Raw genomic sequence first — 17775 nt, forward strand, 5'->3', positions numbered from 1 at the left:
AAACCTTCCTTACATTCCTTTATGACTTTTCCTTCTTATCCATAGTTCGGGTTAAGTTTAATGTCCCTTTCTATTGTTTATTTTTTAAATTTGATATTTCAAATCACTTCTCTGTTTTCATTTTATTGTGATTAATTTTCACCTTTAACCCAAATTTAAGCCTTTTTTTATGGGAAGGATCTTCTCCCTTCTATAATTTTGGTGTAAGCTTAGTCACAAACTTATGAAGAAGATAAAATAACGATGAGGGAGAGAACAAGATGCAATCCTTGAAACACGCTTTTGATGCCATTCAATGGTATGAAGGAATGTTGATCGCTCCTCAGCATTTCCAGCAACATTCTGTTCGTTATGAATCTCTTATGTGCCGTTATCTCAGAGCAGCTCAACCTTTTTTCTGGGGAATTTCAGCCTTTACAATTGACCGTGTGCTTCTCGTGAGTGGAAAATTGAGCATTTTAGAACTTGATGCCATATTGCCAGACGGAACTGTTCTTACGGTAACGGAGGAAAATAATTATATCCCACAAATAGATTTGACTGTTTATAATGATGAATTTCGCAAAGGCCCTTTAATGATTTATTTGGGTGTTCCTTTTGTCAATCCAAATGGATCTAATTTAACAGGCGATTTTCCAAGATATCTCTCTATCCCCGGTGAGCCTTGTGTAGATCTCAATACAGGAGAAAACCCAATCTATATTCCTCGTATCGTTCCAAACATCAATCTTTTAGTTGGAAATATACCGCCTCCGCAATATGTAAATTTCCCACTTATAGAAATAGAATTTGTTAATGAAAGCTATCAACAAACATCCTTTCTTCCCCCTCAAACCTTTTGTTCCAGAACGTCTATACTTGGACAAGTCATTGCAAATATCCTTCAACATTTAAAAGATAAAGCAGCTTTTCTTTCTGAAAATTTACAAACAAACGCACCAACAGCACAACCTCTTATTCTGCAATACGAGGAGCTTTTAAAGATTATTGTGCGTCAAATTCCAATCCTCGATGATCTTCTGGGGACAAATATCACGCATCCTTATAGGTTATACCAGGCTTTATTATCCCTTGCCGGGGATCTTACCACCCTTAAACGTGGTCAAGTTGCGCCTCTTTTTACACCCTATCAACACAATTCTATTTTCCAGTCTTTTGACCAAGTCGTAAGTTTTGTCATCAGCATGATCGAAATTATTCAAGAAAACTATTCTGCCCTTCCTTTTGGTCAATGTGATCGTGTCTTTTCCATTGAATTACCGTCTCAAGTTTCAGATCCAACATTTCTTGTCTCTTTACGTGGAACCCCCACTTTTGGATCATCGGATCTTGTTGACTGGCTGGGAGGAACCATTATAGCATCTGAATCTTTCTTAAAAAATGTAAGGGATCGGCGTATCTTAGGATCAAGTCGCCAAGTCATCGAAAATGACTCAGACTTTGGAATATCCCCACCCCAAAATGGTCTTCTTGTCACAATTACAAATGATCCAGAATTCATAAAATCAGGCGAACCCCTGTGTCTTATAAATCTTATGGATTCACCTGAAACAAGACCTCAAGGAATTATTCTTTATACGAAGAAAACTTAAAAAGAGCTTAAAAATGTTACCAAGCAACTTAAAAAACTCGTTTATTTTAAAAAACTTTACACAGTTTTTTCAGCAAATTGTTGCTGAAAAAACAATCGCTCTTGAAGGAATATCTATTTCTGACACCAAAAATGAAAAAAGCCACAAAGACATCCTATATAATTTTGTAGCCACCATTTCAAAAAATATTTCCAGCCTTTTGGAAGCACAAGAATTTACAGTCTCTCATGAAGGGGGAGATTTTTTAATGGCCTATTATCAAGAAGCTCTCTATATCATGGCTGCCTTAGCAGACGAAATATTTTTAAATCTTAATTGGGTTGGTCAAAGTGTTTGGGATATGTTTCTCATTGAACAAAAAATTTTTAAAACACAAATTGCTGGAGATAAGTTTTTTGAAAATTTAGATGCCTATCTTTTAAATAGAGATCCTTTAAAAATTGATTTAGGAGCTTTGTATTATTTTGCTTTAGCATTAGGATTTCAAGGAAAATATAGAGGAACAGATAATCAACAAATTTTAAAAAATTATATGGATAATCTATTTTTATTTGTTGTTCGAAAGGAACCTGATTTTCAAACTTCCACATATTTATTATTTCCAGAAGCTTACGGATATACACTTGACGAAGGTCTCATTCATAATCTTCCAAATCCCAGAATTTGGTATGGTGCTTTTGTGGGACTTGTTTTTGGCATGGGACTCATTGCATCTATTCTTTGGTATGTAGATACATCAAATACCTATCAAATCATACAAAAAATTATGAGTCAAAAAAGTCATCACATGAAAGTTTCCTAACGAAATGAATACAATTTTTGATATTGAAATGATTCTTAGCGCCATTGAGCCATATCTTCCCTATATGGTAACAAGTTTTCTTTTTACGGCGCTTTCTGTAATTGGTGTTTTAACCTACATTGTTCTTAAAAGTTTAAAAAGCTCTTCCCCTTCTTCTGCGCCTTCTTCTACATCTCAGCCTGTTTCAAAAGAAAAGGACATGATCTTTAAAAGCAGTAAATTTACTGAATTTATTGCGCTTTTTGGGTATTTACCAATTACACCTTTAGGAAAATCTTTTGTAAATGCCTTGCAAGTTTTGCGTAAAAATATTGGGGGCTCCGATTATAAATATAAACTTCCATGGTTCCTCCTCATCGGCCCTGAAAATTCTGGAAAAACGACTTTTATTCAAAATGCAAACCTTCCTCTGCCACTTGGAAAGCCATTCCTTTTAAAAGAGGGAGAGGAGGCTGGGTGTTCCTGGTCTTTTTTTGATCAAGGCGTTGTACTTGATATCTCAGGAAGTTATTTGATTGAAGAAAAAACAACTCAGTCTAATAATCAAAACTGGATTCGTTTGTTTAGGCTTCTTTCTCACTTCCGTGTAAAACGCCCGCTTGACGGTCTTATTTTAACAATTCCAGCAACTGAATTATGGAACAATTCAAATCTAGATGTAGATTCTCTGCTTGAAAGATCTAATACAATCTACCAAAAACTATCTCTTATAGAAAATAAGTTAGGCCTTAATATTCCAATTTATGTTGTCATTACAAAGTGCGACCTCATCCCAGGTTTTAAAAATTTTACAAGCTCCCTTTCTTCTTCTCAAAAAGCTCAAATATTTGGATGGTCTTCACCTTATGACCCTCTTGAAAATTTTCAAGGGGAATGGGTAGAGGAAGCATTTGAAGATATGATGGCGTCTTTAACATTGAATCAACTTGAAATTTTTACTTTAAATATTGATGACTCGCTTAAGGATGGAGTTATCTTATTCCCTCAAAATTTTCAGAAACTTCAAGAAACATTACAATTATATTTAACAAGTATTTTTAAAAATGTTGGATATCGAGAAGCTTTTTTTTGCCGAGGGATTTATTTTACAGGAGATACTTCTTGGCAACCTGAAGATGTGGAAAATGACACAGCTCTTGCGAATTTAGAGGGCAGACAGCCTCTGAATGCTTATAATATGATAAATGACCGAAAAGTTGCCTTTGTTACGCAACTTCTTGAAGATAAAATTTTCCCTGAATATATACTTGCAACCCCCGGGCAAAGACGCATTATTGCTTCGAGTAGAGCCATTAATGTTATGCGCGTTGTTACTTTTTTAACTTTTTTAATGCTCAGTTATGGGATCTGGAGAGATCATGAAAACCTTCATAAAACGATCTTTGATCTCAATCCCCTCTTACAGAAAATTTTCGTTGATCTTGAAGAGAAAAAAGAATTTTTAAACACTCAAAAAGATTCAGAAAATGTTGAATTTTTTAGCGATAGAGCTAAAACGCTCCTTTTATTAATGTCAAAACTTGAGCATACAAAATTCTTCTTTTATACCCTCCCACCCTCTTGGACAGGCTTCTTTTACAATAGTATTGAAAAAGTACTCTCTTTTTCAAATGAAGAGATATTTCTATACGCTATTGGACGCAAACTTGTGGATAAAGCAAATGAAATTATTAAAAACCCCGTTGCAAGTTACACAGGAAATTCAGAACTCGTAAATAACCCCATAGATCCCCTTCAAACCTCTGAATTCTTTAATTTAAATAATTATGTTGTAAGTCTTCGCGAACTTGAAAAATACATAAACTTTTACAATAATCTCCCCAATGATCCTAATACCCAACATATAAGCGACCTGGTTTTTTATCTTTTTGGATTTAATCTCCCAAAGATAGCTTACGGAAAAGGAGAATTTTATAAACGTTCTTTTTTAAAAATAAAAGAAAATCCTATCGACCTTTCTTCTTATAAAGTAGAAGCTCAAGAAAAATTAAAATCTCTCTTTAAGTTATTTTTATTTTCTATTTTTGAAAAAAATCTTACCAATTACCATCTTTTGACGCTTTCAGAAGCATTTAAAATCTTTGAATTACCTTCAACCGGTCAAGTCCCTTTTAGACATGATCTTGATGATATTTTAACCAAAATGAATACTCTTATTTCTCTTCTCGATAATCCTCATCTTGAATGGCTAAATTTTGATTCTTTTGATCCAGGAGAAACCTATAATCAAATCATTGGGATGATTTATGAATCTTATTTTTTTACAAACGAAATCGGTGATAATTTAGTTCTCGAAGCGAATACCAGTTTTAAAAAATTCAAAGAAAAGCTTCTTAAGATAGGGTCCAATCTTACAGGTCCGTTCTTTGAAGTTCAAAATGGAAAGCTTGTCTCAGGCCCTTCTTTAGGCCTCTTACGTGTTCAGTCAGCTTTTGCTGAATTTCTGTCAATGTCTTTTATGGAACCTTCCGACGAGCTTGCATTTGCAAAAGAAATACTTCCGAATACACAGCTCTATTGGGATGGTCAGCTTGTCAATGAAGCCTTGGACCTTGTCAATGAATTCAACACTTTTTTAACTGATAATTTAACTTCATATCCTTTAGGCCTTCAAGAAGCTTTTCGTTTGATTTCAGTAAAATCAACACAACAAAAAGTCACAAGTCTCCTTGCTCAAGCCCAAGATTTTGTAGATTCTACTATTTTTTTACAAAATTACGCACCTGAAGAAGCCATAAGACGACAAATTGCAAATCTAAAACCAAATATTCCAACCTTCATGACCCTTATTCAAGCTATGAAACTCGCAAACCTTGATATTATATTTCTTGAGTTTCGTGATTTATTAAGTAATCAGCTTATTCAAATTTTATTAGATATTGACCAGGTCCTTGAGTCAGAAGGTCTTTATGAGCCTATAGACACAACTTTTTCAGAGTGGACAGGTGATATGAATGCTGCCTTTTTATCATATAATGTTCCCGATGAAACAAGCCTTAGAGCATATCTTGATCTTATAAGAGAGCGTATTTCTTATTTATCTGTCAATTATGCAGCCACAATTTTAAACTTTCTAAATTTTAGTGATTTCCATTTAATGAGTGAAAATATAAGCCTTTTAACAAAATGGACCCTCATCTTGGATGCTGTCACAGCTTTTAATAATAAAAAACCTGGAAATTCAATTTCAACACTCCAAAATTTTATTCTAAAAGACATGAATACAATTACGGTTTCTAATTGTGCTCAAAAATTAGATCCTCTTGTTACACCAGAACATCAAGATTTCTTTACAAATCGTCTTCAAGAATTAAGGTCAGATTTGTTAGGACGATGTGAAGCTCTGTCAGGGAAAATAGCCCTCAACCATTATGATCAAATTCAAACCTTTTTCAATACACGCCTTGCAGGCAAATTTCCTTTCATTGGCACGGCAACTAAGAACGCTTCAGGTTATGCAGAGCCTCAGGACATCAAAGCATTTTTTAGTCTTTATGATAACCTTGTCGTGTCTGCTAAAGAATTTTTAAACGCAAGTAAAAGTTATGGAATTTCAAAAGATCGTGCGCTTGAATTCATCATGGCTATGGACGATGTACGTGCTTTTTTTGATCCTTTTTTAACATCAAAAAATCTTTCCGATCTTCCAACTTATGACTTTGACGTTGAATTTCGTGTTAACCGTTCTCATGAAGTTGGCGCAAGTCAACTTATAGATTGGGTTATTCAAGTGGGACCCCAAGATATTGATCTTCATAGCGCAAATTTCTCAGGAATTTGGTCTTATGGTACGCCCGTTACTGTCTCTTTTCAATGGGCGTCAAATGGCCCAAACCAGCCAATGACAGATGGTAACCAGCCTAACCTTTCTGTCACAGGAAATACAGCAACTTATACTTATAACGGCCCTTGGGCTCTTCTTGAGTTAATCTTAATGCAAGACACTCCTCTTACAGAATTCTCAAACCTAACAGATCCTAACCCTCAAACTCTCTTTTTTAAAATTCCGACACGAGGAGCGTTAACACCTAATAATCCTTCTTCCATACCTGCAAAATTATTTATGCGCATCACACCTAAAGCGCCTGAAAAACAAGGAGGACTAGTGTTAACCGTTCCCTATTTCCCAGATGCGGCTCCTGTCCTAAGCCACTAAATCAAGCCTCAAAAAAATAGAAGGATTTGTATTTTATGTCCTCAAAAAAAGAAATTTCAAAAAAACAAACTCAAAAAGAAGATTGTGATCCTATTTTAAAACCTTTTGAGGGTAAAGAGCCTGCTGGTGTTTTTCTTGCCTATGACCCAGTATATAATAAAATTCGCTTAGCACGACAAGAAGATGACCCCATGTTGCCTCAAGGTGTTTGGAAAAAAACCCTAAAAGTGGCCAACTTCAAGGAGGTTGAAAAACTCGCAACGGACGCTCTTTCAACACGAACTAAAGACTTTCAGCTTATGGCTTGGCTTATTGAGGCATGGATTAAGCTTTATCAATTACAAGGTCTTATTCGAGGATTAAAACTGCTTAATGACCTTTGTCTTTCTTTTTGGGAAACGGGGTATCCGCCTTTAAAAAGAGGGGATAATGACTACCGTTTGGCCCCTTTTCATTGGCTCAATGAAAAGCTTTCTTCCCGGCTTTGTGAAACATTCATCACTGAAAAGTCACTCTCTCAAACTGTTTCTTATCGATTTTTAGATTGGAAAGAAGCTTTGGGTCTTGAAAAGATATTTCAAAAATCCGAATCTCCAGAAGAACTAGAACAAAAAGCACAAAATGAAGGACGCCCTATTTTAAAAAATATTCAAGCAGCCATTGCTAAGACACCCAATACTTTTTATCAAACGCTTTCTGAAAGCCTTGAAGCTGCTCTGAAAGAAACCGAGACGCTTGAGAAATTTCTTCTTACACATTATCAATCTTCTGAAATCTCGCTTTATACACTGCGTCGGAGCCTCAAAGATATTCTTAATCTCATAGATCAGATCAAAGCTGAACGCAAAGAGGATGTTTCTGCAGAAAAAATAGAACAAAGAAGAGATCCTGTTTCCTCTTCATCAGAATCTACAGAAGAAACGCCCCTCAAAGATTTACCCTTGTCAGAAACTCTTCCACCTTCCAGAAAGCAGGAGACAACTCCAAAAGAAACTCCCATAGAGAAGAGCCAAACTTCTGTATCGTCTTTTAATTCTCGAGAGGAAGCCTATCGTCTTTTACAAGAGATTCAGACTTTTCTTATGGAAACAGAACCCCATAGCCTTTCTCCTTATCTCATTAAACGCGCTCTTCAATGGGAACACATGAGCCTCGAAGAAGTTTTTCAGGATGTTTTGAATGAAACCACTGATTTAAATCAATTTTTAACATTTTTAGGAATTCAAAAAACATCTCATCCTTCTGTTTCTGAATAGCTTTTAAATAAGAATTTAAAAGTTTGGTCAATTTTTTAAAAGCCACACGCTACATTCAAAATATAGAAGATCTTTAAAATGCTTGAATTTTGACTAAAGAATATTTAATTTAAATTGAGAAAATGATTTTTTATTTTATTTTTTGAGGAGCTTAAATTATTTTTTTACTTAATCACGTTTTTTATTTCTAACTCTTTTTTTTCTGATAATTTTTTCTCCGTTTTCCTCTCAAAGCATGGAGCTTTTGGTTGGGCTAGAAGATTGGATGCGTGTCACCTGCTCTTCTCAGGGAAGATCATTTAATGAAAAATCACTCAAGAGCAAAAAAAAAATTGAAAATGCTCGTTTTTTTGGTTCTTTAACCTCTCGGTTTGATCCAAATTTTCCACCCCATCCGCAAAGTATCTCAACGATAAAGTCAGCATGTTTTCCAAGCGATGCCACAACGGCTCTCGTCATGCATCTTTTCCCATCTCCCGATGGCGTTCTTTTGATTGCCAACCAATCGGCGAACCCCTTGGGAAAGTTAGATCCTTTTAGAATTGGACAGCTTTTAAAGATGGTTGAAGATCAATTCAAAGCACCCGCAGATGAAACAACTTTTAAGAGCATTATTTATGGTTTATTAACAAAATCTACAACACCCCTCCAACCTGATAAATACCAAAAGCTTCTTAGGGAACTTCCAGAATTTTGCGGACATGAACTAAAAATGACTCTTTCTCAGCAGGTCCGAATGCTCATCGATTCTACGAATGATGAGAATTTAAGCAATTCGGGATTATTACGCTCAGACCTCTTGGTATTAACAAAAGGTTTAAGAGTTCTTCTTTCAACTTTCTCTGATGAAAACACTTTCTCTGAATCGGATTTTTTAAAGGAAGGAGAGCTTGAAATGTATGAGCATGCTTTATCTCCTTCTGCTCCTGAAACTGAATTCACGAAAACCTTACGCCGTTTAAAAAATAAAAAAAATGAATTTGAAGCCATTCGTTTTATTGACATTATTACAAAAGCGATTCATGAACAGCAGCATCAACAAGATCATTTTCCAGAAGCTCTAGTCCAACGTTCTATTTTTTTCTTCTTTTGGCAAAAAGCAAAAACAGCAGATGACATTTTAAACTTCTTTTCAGGATATTTGGACGTTGAAGCCGAAACCTTGCGCCCATCCTTTCCAACAACAATCTTTTCAGAAGAGATGTATTGGGATATTCGAAATAATCCAGAGGATTTAAAAAAGAATCTTTTAGATCCTACACGTGCTTCTTATTTATATTTTGGCTATGATTTTTTTGAAAGCCCTCTTCCTTCTTTCCTTCAATATCAAACAGCTTTTTTTGGGGAAAACCCTTTTTCCGATTGTATTGAAACTCTTTTCTCAAACTTTTCAGATTGTGTATGTCGACTTAAGAAAGAAGAACTTCCAACTTCTGAATTTCAAAAGCCATCTTCTGAAGAAAATTCCGTTCCGTCTCTTTACCAAGACTCTGTTCCTTCTTCCGCTTCTCTTACCAATAAATATCTGTTTAAAGCCCCTTTTTTGGAAGAAGATCATCCTCTAAATATTTATTATGCTTGGCTTAATGAAAACCCAGACTTACGATTGTCTCAAGAAAGACGCAATAAAATGGCCGCTCTTTGTTCTGCTCTTCCCAAGGTTCGATACTTAAAATCAACAATGGGAAAGAAAGGAGAAAAAGATTATGAGCTCGCACCTGGTCTTATAAATTTTTTAAATTTCACACATTCTTTTTATGGAAACCCTGCTTCAGAGTGTCTAGCCTTTGAAGAAAACCAAGAAGCTGTTTCCAGAGGATTTGACACGCTTTGTCGTTTTTTATCTCGAGATAATTTTGCCCTCACCTGGGAAGGAGAAAATTTATTTTATAGTCCAATTCAAAGAGATTACTTTGATGACATCACATTTTTCATCAATGGAAAAAAAGCATTTATACTTATTATGGAGAATGGATCTCCAGGCCATGGTCTTCTCAAACGCTTTCCAAGAATGGAAGGAGACTGGAGACAAACCGTTGATATTGAGGATCTTCAAAAAACGCTTCCTCTTGAAACTTTAGCTTCTTTTTTAACCCCTCAGGCTTATGAAAAATTATTTTTAACCCTTCCTCCTCAAGATCAAGTTAATCTCACCTATGGCCTTGACTTAGAATCTGTTGAGATGAAATGCAGTGTTATTAAGTCTGCTTATCGTTACAATGCGGTCTTAATCCCCCTTGCCAAAAGGCTTATCTTGTCTGTTTTTAACCTCGAAGACTCTACGGCTGGACAAGCTCTTATAAATACCCTCGCTTCTTTGTCAATAGGAAGCACGCCCGCTTTAAGCAATACGGATATGCTTGAGCTCTTTAAATCAAATCCATCTTTTATTAATTTGGATATGGAAGATCCTCTCCACCCGAACACACAAAATCCTGGCTTGCCGAATACCCATGTGGTTTTTTTCGCGCTTGAACACGGAAAGACAGACTGGCTTGAAGCCACCCTACCCTTTCTTGAAAACTTAACTTTTAATTACTGTTTAAAAGAAGACATTGCACGAATATTTTTCAAAGATGAACTTCCAAAATGTCTTAAACTTGAAAATTTACATATAGGGTTTTTTCATGGCACACAAACATCAGAACTTATCTTTTCTGTGCTATCACATTTAAGAAGTTCATTAAATGTCTCTTTAAATAATCTTTCTCTTTCTCAATTACGGGACTTTTCAGAAATTTTACCTCCCACACTCAAAGAATTTTCGACTGGTTTTTTTGAAGGAGGATATTTTGAAACACAACGCACTTATAAAACGCTCTCTCTAAGATCTTCTCCAACAGCTTTTCAGATTTCTCCAGGAAATTCTAGCTATTATTCTGACGGGATTTATTATGAGTATCCAAAAGATGCTGAATTTGAAAGCCATATGGTTTTTAAACCTGATGAAAAAAAATGGCACGAACTTGCTCTATTTCTTCCTATCTTTTTGGAAAAACATCCAATGCTTACGCTTAAGCTTAGAAGTTATTCAAATTTTTCTGAAGACCAGAGAAGTCAAATTCGAGAAATTCTTAACATTTCCCAACTCCCTCAAGGAAGATTTAATCTTACTTTTTAGAGAAAAAAGCAAGTAAACCCTTTTGTTTTTAAAATACATAAAAACTTACTCTTTTAAAAGCTATAAAAGGGCAATGCTTAGAAAACCTGTGCAAATGATCATACCATTTTAACATTATCCTTGACAAACGTTGGATTAAAAAGATATCAGATGAAGGAGGGGCACGTAGCTCAGTCGGTAGAGCATCTGACTTTTAATCAGGTGGTCACAGGTTCGAATCCTGTCGTGCCCACCACTTCCTATAAAGAATTTAAGAATAGACAATTTTTGGAATTTTCTAAATAAGCATTTATAGGCATCCATTTTCAAAATTAAATATTAAAAACAAACATCTAAAAAGCAGAAAATGACTTTTCGCATCAGAAAGGCAACTGCAAAAGATTCTAAAGAAATTTCGGATTTAATTTTTAACATCTTGATGAATGAACTCAATTTTAAAATGGTTACCAAAATTATACGAAAATAAAGATAGATTTATAGGTAATTTTCATATTTTTCTTCCCTATCCTAGGCCTAATGCATCTCGTGTTTCACATGAAATGTCCCGTTTTATAAGTTGGTTCAATGAAGAACATAAGCTCGATCTCGTTTTAAAGCAGGAATTGCTCATTTTTGGTTTGTTACCATCCATCCTTTTGATGATGGAAATGGTCGTATTGCTCGTGCTCAAACAGATTTGCTGCTCACACGTTCAGATCAATCTCAAGAACATTTTTATAGTATGTCTTGTAAAATAGAGCAGATACGTAAAATTTATTACGATATGCTTGAAGGGGGGCAGAAAGGAACATTGGATATTACAGAGTGGCTTTTATGGTTTTTAAAATGTATTGAACAAGCCATTAAAGATTCTGAAAAAATTTTTGCCATTACTTTAAATAAAAGCCAATTCTGGAAAAAAGCCAACAGCTATGTTCTCAATGATCGGCATAAGAAAGTTCTAAATCTTATGTTAGAAAATTTTGAGGGCAACTTAACAACGAGTAAGTATGCAAAATTAACAAAGTGTTCTCAAGATACCGCCCTTCGAGATATTAAAAAGCTTCTTGATTATAATCTGCTTCAAAAAAATCCTTCTGGAGGCAGAAGCACAAGTTATTTGTTAACCTAACTTATGATACGTAAGAGCACAAAGAAACTTATAAAAAGTACTTATGTTATCCTTAAAAATACATATTTTGTAAACTTAATTTGAAATTAACACTGAAAAGAAGCCTAGAAGCTCGAATTTTAACTTTTTGAATCCACCCTAAAACTCAAAACATGTCTTTTAGGTTGATCTTCATCATAATCAATGGTTTTAACCTCTTCAGTATAATTTTTTCCCGTAAAATTGGATACTGCTTTTCGCCAAAAAGTAAGAGCTTTTATATTTTCAGGAATCACAGCAATTTCCCATTGACCTTTATGATCCTGCCAAATTTGGTGAGCAACATAAGGAGCAACGCCTTTTCCTTGAAATTTAGAGAGAACAAAAAATTCTCCCATATTCCAATCTGTTTTAGGAGAAGTACCATTCTTATTTAGAAGAACAAAGCCTGCCAATTCTTTTTTAACCCGTATAAAATATGCTTTACAAGAAGCCTCTTCAAAATATTTTTTAAAGTCATTGCATTCATAAAGACCATTTTCTGGGCATGCCCAATCCTCTGAAATAAATCCACAATAGCGTGTCATGTCATAGAGATAAAAACGCGCAAGATTTTGAAGAGTTGGATATTCTGAAAGAGTTGCGGGTTCAATATGAATATTTTCTTTTTGAATTGCTGGATTTTGCATGATCTTCGTCTTCCGTATTTCTCTTTACTTAAAACATTCTTCTAAAATTTCTAAAAATTTACGCTTTGAATCCACATTTTGTCCGTCTTCTAAAGACCAACAAATCGACATAATTGTCTGTACATAAGTCCATGCCCAAATTTCTTTTAGGGATCTCTTTGTATAAATCACGACAAATTCCATTCGCTGTCTTAAAAAATTAAGGATATTTTCTTGGCTCATAAAGAGCTTAAATGGCTCTCTCAACAAACACCCTGTCATATCATAGAGAGAATCTCCAATAACGCCTTTGGGATCGATCACGAGCCATTTCTCTTTATCTGATAAAATATTACCATAATGTAAATCGCCATGAAGTAGAACGTGCTGCTTAGAATTTTTAAGCAACTCATCCTTAAGATCTCTTGCACGTTGTAATTGACAAAATGGAAATTCCCACTCTTGATCGATAATTTTAAGCCACTCTGACAAAAGTGGGAAAGAATGAGTTGGAGGAAGAGGAGCTTGGTGCAACGACGTTGCTAATTGGCAAGCAATTTGTAGTGCTTCAGTATCATGTTTCGGAAAAAGAGAAGAAAGCGTTTTTCCAGGAATTGCTTGTGTGAATAAAAGAGCGCCTCTCTTTAAATTTTCATCAATAATAGAGATAGCCCCATGCTCTTTAAATGCTTGAAGGGCATCATATTCTTGTTGAAGAGCAAGAAGATCAATTCCTAGTTTTAAAACAATTGGATTTTTTCCTTGTCGGCCTTTTAAAACATAATTGTAAGTTAAATCCGGACAGACTTTCAAATCTTCTAAATTCCATTGAGAAGCAAGCCCTTCGACCAAGAACGGAAGATTTTCAAGCCATTTTTCTCCCTTTTTTCCATAAATTAAGCGGACATTATTTTCAAATTCCATAACCGACTTCTGCCTGACTTTTTAAAAAAACTATTTGAGACTTTTTATAATTTCTTTAAGATATTTTTAACATACATATAACTGGAGTAACAGAAAGATTAAAAACAAAAGAACTGCCGATATTGAGCTTGACGCTCTTATAAAGATTTTACCTTCGCTTTTTAAAGAAATTTTAAAAAAGAATCTTATTGGCGTATATCTTACGGGATCTTATGTAACAGACCATTTTAATTTTCAAACAAGTGATCTTGATGTTGCAGTTATTTTACATACTTCCTTGACACCAAACGTTCGAAAACATATTGGCGTTCTTCATCATGATCTTCAACAAAAGTTTCCCAAGTGGGGAAGACGTATAGAGTGTTCTTACATAACACAAGCAATGCTCGAAAGTATGCTTCCTCCTCTTTCTGCAAGGCCGTATGTAAATAATGGTAAACTTTATGAAGAAGATGCGCTTTATGGCTTTGAATGGCTTATTAATCTCTATTCTTTGCAAAAAAATGGGCCTCTTTAACCATAGAAAATCTTTCCCTTAAAGAATCCGACTATCAAGCTTATCTTGTTGTTATATTATGCAGAATACTTTTTTTGCATCTTAATGATCGTGTTGCCTCTAAACAGGAAGCTTCTAATTGGGTGAAAAATACATATCCAAAATGGGCTTCTTTAATCGAAAATGCAGAAAATTGGAAAGAACATCATAAGCCAAACATTTGTGACAATGAAATCCTAGGTTTTATAAGTTTTTTAAAAGGAATAATTTTTTAACTTAAATAAATTTTCTTTATTTTTTTCTTGAGCACTGTTATAAAAATTTTTAAAAATTAAAAAAATTTTTATCCTCAAAAGGTATTTCCATGAAAGCATCTTTAAAATTATTTTTTCTTGTCATTCTCTCTTCTCTATTTTTTGGAAGTTTCCAATCCCTTTTTTCTATGGAAGCTGATGAAAGTCTTCAACTTGAAATAGCAGATAAACAAGGTCAAAATTATAGAGTAAGACCTTTCAGATTTGCAGATGAAACCTCTTTAAAAGAAATGCAAGCAGCTCATGCTGCAACACCGAAAGAAACATCCTTTATAACACCTTCAGAAAATTCAAGCCTTGAATTTGATGCTTTTGAACGCCAATATAGAATGGAAGAGGTTGGAAATATTATCGAAAAACATTGGGCCATTCTTAGAGATGAACAAGTTATTGGGAATTTTGACTTTTCAGGAGAAGAAGCAACCATTCTTCTTCACCCAGAGTATAGATCCCGTGGAATAGCACAATCTGCTTTACGTGTCATCCATGGCTATTTTGAGGAAAAATTTAATACAAATGATTTGACATTGCTTCCAAAAGATGATGAAGCTGCGGAAGAACTTGAACAGCTTTTTTCTCAAAGACAAACATATACATACGAAGAATATAAAAGACTTCTTCAGTCGTTTGCTCAAATTATAAAACACCCCTTTCAAGGATATATTGCAACTGTTGCGCCCACAAATGTTGCATCTTTAAAATTATGTCTCGCTTCTGGAATGATCCCACAAGAAATTAATCAATGGAATACCATTACATTTGCCTTTGGACCTAACAAAGAAACCGCGGATTCTTCCTTTACCGAAATTGTAAAAACCCTTACTCTTAAAAATGAAGATGAAAGACAAAAAGCACTTGAAGAATTTAATCGTCTCTATCCATATAAAGAGCAAGCCTCAGACGATTCTTAAGAATTATTGCACCAAATCCCCTAAACCCATATTTGGTGCAATAATCTTTATATTTACAAAATTTAACAACGTTTAAACGTTATTAATTGCGTTAGTATTTCCCTATTGAATGGCATATATGTCCACTTATCATTATCGCAGAAGAAACGCGATACTTAGAAGGGCTTATCCAGCATTCCCAGCTTTTGAGACGCCCACAAAAGCAGGTTTTAACAGACGATCATTTAAAACATAACCTGCCTGAAGGGTTTCGACGATCGTTCCCACAGGTTTGGAAGGATCTTCGACTTCAAACATTGCTTGATGAAGATTATGATCAAACTTATCACCAATATTTGGCATAATCTTCTGAATTCCATGCCGATCAAAAACAGACAGAAGCTCACGCTCTATCATTGTAACACCTTCAAAAAAAGCCTTTACGCTGGGTGTCTTTTCAATTTCTTCTTTAGAGACGCTTTCAAGCGCACGTTTGAAATTTTCTGAAATAGAGATTAAATCCCGCGCAAAATTTGAAATAGCGTATTTGAAAGCATCTTCTCTTTCTTTTTGGGATCGTTTTCTAACATTCTCTGTCTCAGCAAGCGCGCGTAAGAGATCTCCTTTAAGTTGATCTATTTCTGCTTTCAAATCTTTACCCTCAGAGGAAACTTGAGAATTCTGGCTTGTTTCTGCATCTTGAGTTGTTTCAGTTTCTTGATCTTCGAAAGAATGTTCCGTATCAAACATAAAAGTCTCCATCATCTAAAATCTAAAATTCAGCTTGGACCAATAAGACGTGTAATAACCTTTGCCGTATAATCGACCATGGGAATAATACGTCCATAATTTAACCGTGTAGGACCAATAACACCAACAGCTCCAACGACCGATCCTCGACCATTTGTATAGGGAGATAGAATAACTGAATAATCTGTTAAATTATAGTAGGGATTTTCAGTTCCAATATAAATTTGAACACCTTCTGCTTCAATTGCTCCTTCTAACAAATTTACAAGTGTTTCTTTTGTTTCCAAAACAGAAAAAAGTCCACGCAGTCTTGAAAAGTCTTCAGGCAAAGCGGCTTCTTGTAAAAGATTAGCTTGCCCTCTGACAATGAGCGTACCCCCTGAAGGTGTTTCAGCCCAACTTCCGAGGCCCATGGTTACAATCTTTTGCGTCAACTCGTCAAGATTCGCTTTGTCTTCCGCAAGTTCTTGTAAAATGATATTTTTGGCTTCAGATAAGGTATGCCCTTGAAGTCGATGATTTAAGTAATTTCCGGCTTGTGTTAAAACAGAAGAAGGAAATCCAGGGGGCACTTCTAAAATGCGATTTTCAACACCCCCCTCATCCGTTACAAGGATGACAAGAACACGCCCCGTTCCAACCGCAACAAATTCAATATGTCTAAAGCTTGCTTCTGTTTTTGGAGCAAAAACAAGTCCTGCACATTGGGAAAGACCTGAAAGCGCGAGTGTAGCTTCTTCAAGCATTTCTTGCAGATTTTTTCCAATACCATCGCATAAGGATTCTATATTCTTTTTTTCCTCGCGTGTCAGTGTGCCCATTTCAAGAAGCCCATTTACAAAAAAACGTAATCCTGCTTCCGTTGGAAGGCGTCCCGCAGAGACATGAGGAGAATACAAAAATCCTATTTCTTCTAAATCTGCCATAACATTTCGTATGGTCGCAGGCGAAAGCGTTAACCCTGATATTTTTGAAAGTGTTCGAGAGCCAACAGGTTCCCCTGTCTCCACATAAGCTTCTACAATGCGTCTAAAAATTTCTATAGAACGTTGATTTAATGTTTGCATCGGTCTGCCCACTTATATTATCAAAAAACTGTCTTTTCGTTTATCTTTCAAAATAAAACTCTCAAAAAAGTGAGAGCATTCCGAATATTCTTTATTATATCCTTATTTTAACTTGACATCCTCTCCCCCTTAAGGAGGGAGATTCCTTAAATTCAAGCTACAAGCTGATTTAAAGATGGTTCCTGGTTCATCAAAGCTGCCTTCTCTGTTTTTGGCAGAGTTGGTCTTACCGCTTCTCCACAGGCAAGCACGGCATGCCCTGCCGCTAATATATTCTTTGCTGCATTTACATCCGCATGATCTTCATGCTTACAAGACTGACATTTAAATACGGCTTGAGAAGTGCGATTGTTCGCATCTATATATTCACACCGATTACATGTTTGACTTGTGTATCGAGGATCAACAAAAATTAAGAGACCGCCCCGTTCTTTCTGCTTATAGCTTAAGTAAGTTATGAACTCTCCCCATCCCTGATCGAGGATAGAGCGATTCAGACCTGCTTTTGCCCTAACATTCCGGCCAGGTTCTTTCTTCGTTCCTTTGGCAGAGCATGACATATTGCCAATTTTCAACTTTTCCACAACAAGGATCGCTTGGTTTTTGCTGAGCGTTGTTGAGGTTTTATGAAGAAAATCTTTGCGGCAAT

14 protein-coding genes and 1 tRNA gene are annotated in these 17775 nt (G+C 35.3%); 10 read left to right on the top strand and 5 right to left on the bottom strand.

What is annotated here, in order from left to right:
* Window positions 1-260 precede the first annotated feature (260 nt).
* From tssK to JSS34_05885, 7 genes are all read left to right on the top strand, one after another.
* Window positions 261-1592, top strand: coding sequence for a type VI secretion system baseplate subunit TssK (tssK, locus tag JSS34_05855; GenBank protein MBS0185849.1), 1332 nt, complete (start codon window positions 261-263; stop codon window positions 1590-1592).
* A gap of 13 nt (window positions 1593-1605) precedes the next feature.
* A complete protein-coding gene (locus JSS34_05860) occupies window positions 1606-2394 on the top strand; it encodes a DotU family type IV/VI secretion system protein (protein ID MBS0185850.1) in 789 nt (262 codons plus the stop codon).
* Between the two features lie 4 nt (window positions 2395-2398).
* On the top strand, window positions 2399-6550 hold the full coding sequence (locus JSS34_05865; GenBank protein MBS0185851.1) for a hypothetical protein: 4152 nt from the start codon (window positions 2399-2401) through the stop codon (window positions 6548-6550).
* 35 nt (window positions 6551-6585) lie between these two features.
* Entirely contained in the window at window positions 6586-7806 is a 1221-nt protein-coding gene (gene tssA / locus JSS34_05870) for a type VI secretion system protein TssA (GenBank protein ID MBS0185852.1), read from the top strand.
* Window positions 7807-8071: 265 nt separating this feature from the next.
* Window positions 8072-10927: a hypothetical protein gene (locus JSS34_05875; GenBank protein MBS0185853.1), complete on the top strand. Its 2856-nt coding sequence runs from the start codon at window positions 8072-8074 to the stop codon at window positions 10925-10927.
* A gap of 159 nt (window positions 10928-11086) precedes the next feature.
* Window positions 11087-11162, top strand: a tRNA-Lys gene (locus JSS34_05880).
* A gap of 366 nt (window positions 11163-11528) precedes the next feature.
* Window positions 11529-12038, top strand: a complete 510-nt coding sequence (locus tag JSS34_05885) for a Fic family protein (GenBank protein ID MBS0185854.1) — start codon at window positions 11529-11531, stop codon at window positions 12036-12038.
* Window positions 12039-12157: 119 nt separating this feature from the next.
* Here the strand turns inward: JSS34_05885 and JSS34_05890 are convergent, their stop codons facing one another.
* Window positions 12158-12691, bottom strand: a complete 534-nt coding sequence (locus JSS34_05890) for a GNAT family N-acetyltransferase (protein ID MBS0185855.1) — start codon at window positions 12689-12691, stop codon at window positions 12158-12160.
* 39 nt (window positions 12692-12730) lie between these two features.
* A complete protein-coding gene (locus tag JSS34_05895) occupies window positions 12731-13609 on the bottom strand; it encodes a phosphotransferase (protein MBS0185856.1) in 879 nt (292 codons plus the stop codon).
* A 97-nt stretch (window positions 13610-13706) separates the two neighbouring features.
* On the opposite strand from JSS34_05895, the gene JSS34_05900 reads away from it, so the two are divergent.
* The 3 genes from JSS34_05900 (at window position 13707) to JSS34_05910 (ending at window position 15330) form a co-directional block, all read left to right on the top strand.
* Window positions 13707-14126, top strand: a complete 420-nt coding sequence (locus JSS34_05900; GenBank protein ID MBS0185857.1) for a nucleotidyltransferase domain-containing protein — start codon at window positions 13707-13709, stop codon at window positions 14124-14126.
* Window positions 14127-14128: 2 nt separating this feature from the next.
* Entirely contained in the window at window positions 14129-14380 is a 252-nt protein-coding gene (locus JSS34_05905) for a DUF4111 domain-containing protein (protein MBS0185858.1), read from the top strand.
* Window positions 14381-14469: 89 nt separating this feature from the next.
* The gene (locus JSS34_05910) at window positions 14470-15330 is read left to right on the top strand and encodes a hypothetical protein (GenBank protein ID MBS0185859.1); all 861 of its coding nucleotides are present in this window, start codon (window positions 14470-14472) and stop codon (window positions 15328-15330) included.
* A gap of 165 nt (window positions 15331-15495) precedes the next feature.
* Here JSS34_05910 and grpE read toward each other — a convergent pair whose 3' ends face one another.
* The 3 genes from grpE to JSS34_05925 form a co-directional block, all read right to left on the bottom strand.
* Window positions 15496-16059: a nucleotide exchange factor GrpE gene (gene grpE, locus JSS34_05915; GenBank protein MBS0185860.1), complete on the bottom strand. Its 564-nt coding sequence runs from the start codon at window positions 16057-16059 to the stop codon at window positions 15496-15498.
* Window positions 16060-16088: 29 nt separating this feature from the next.
* The gene (gene hrcA, locus JSS34_05920) at window positions 16089-17126 is read right to left on the bottom strand and encodes a heat-inducible transcriptional repressor HrcA (GenBank protein ID MBS0185861.1); all 1038 of its coding nucleotides are present in this window, start codon (window positions 17124-17126) and stop codon (window positions 16089-16091) included.
* 152 nt (window positions 17127-17278) lie between these two features.
* Window positions 17279-17775 (bottom strand): transposase (locus JSS34_05925; GenBank protein MBS0185862.1); only part of this gene is annotated, 497 nt, incomplete at its 5' end.

The sequence above is a fragment of the Pseudomonadota bacterium genome (genome assembly GCA_018242545.1).
Classification (GTDB): Bacteria; Pseudomonadota; Alphaproteobacteria; order 16-39-46; family 16-39-46; genus 16-39-46.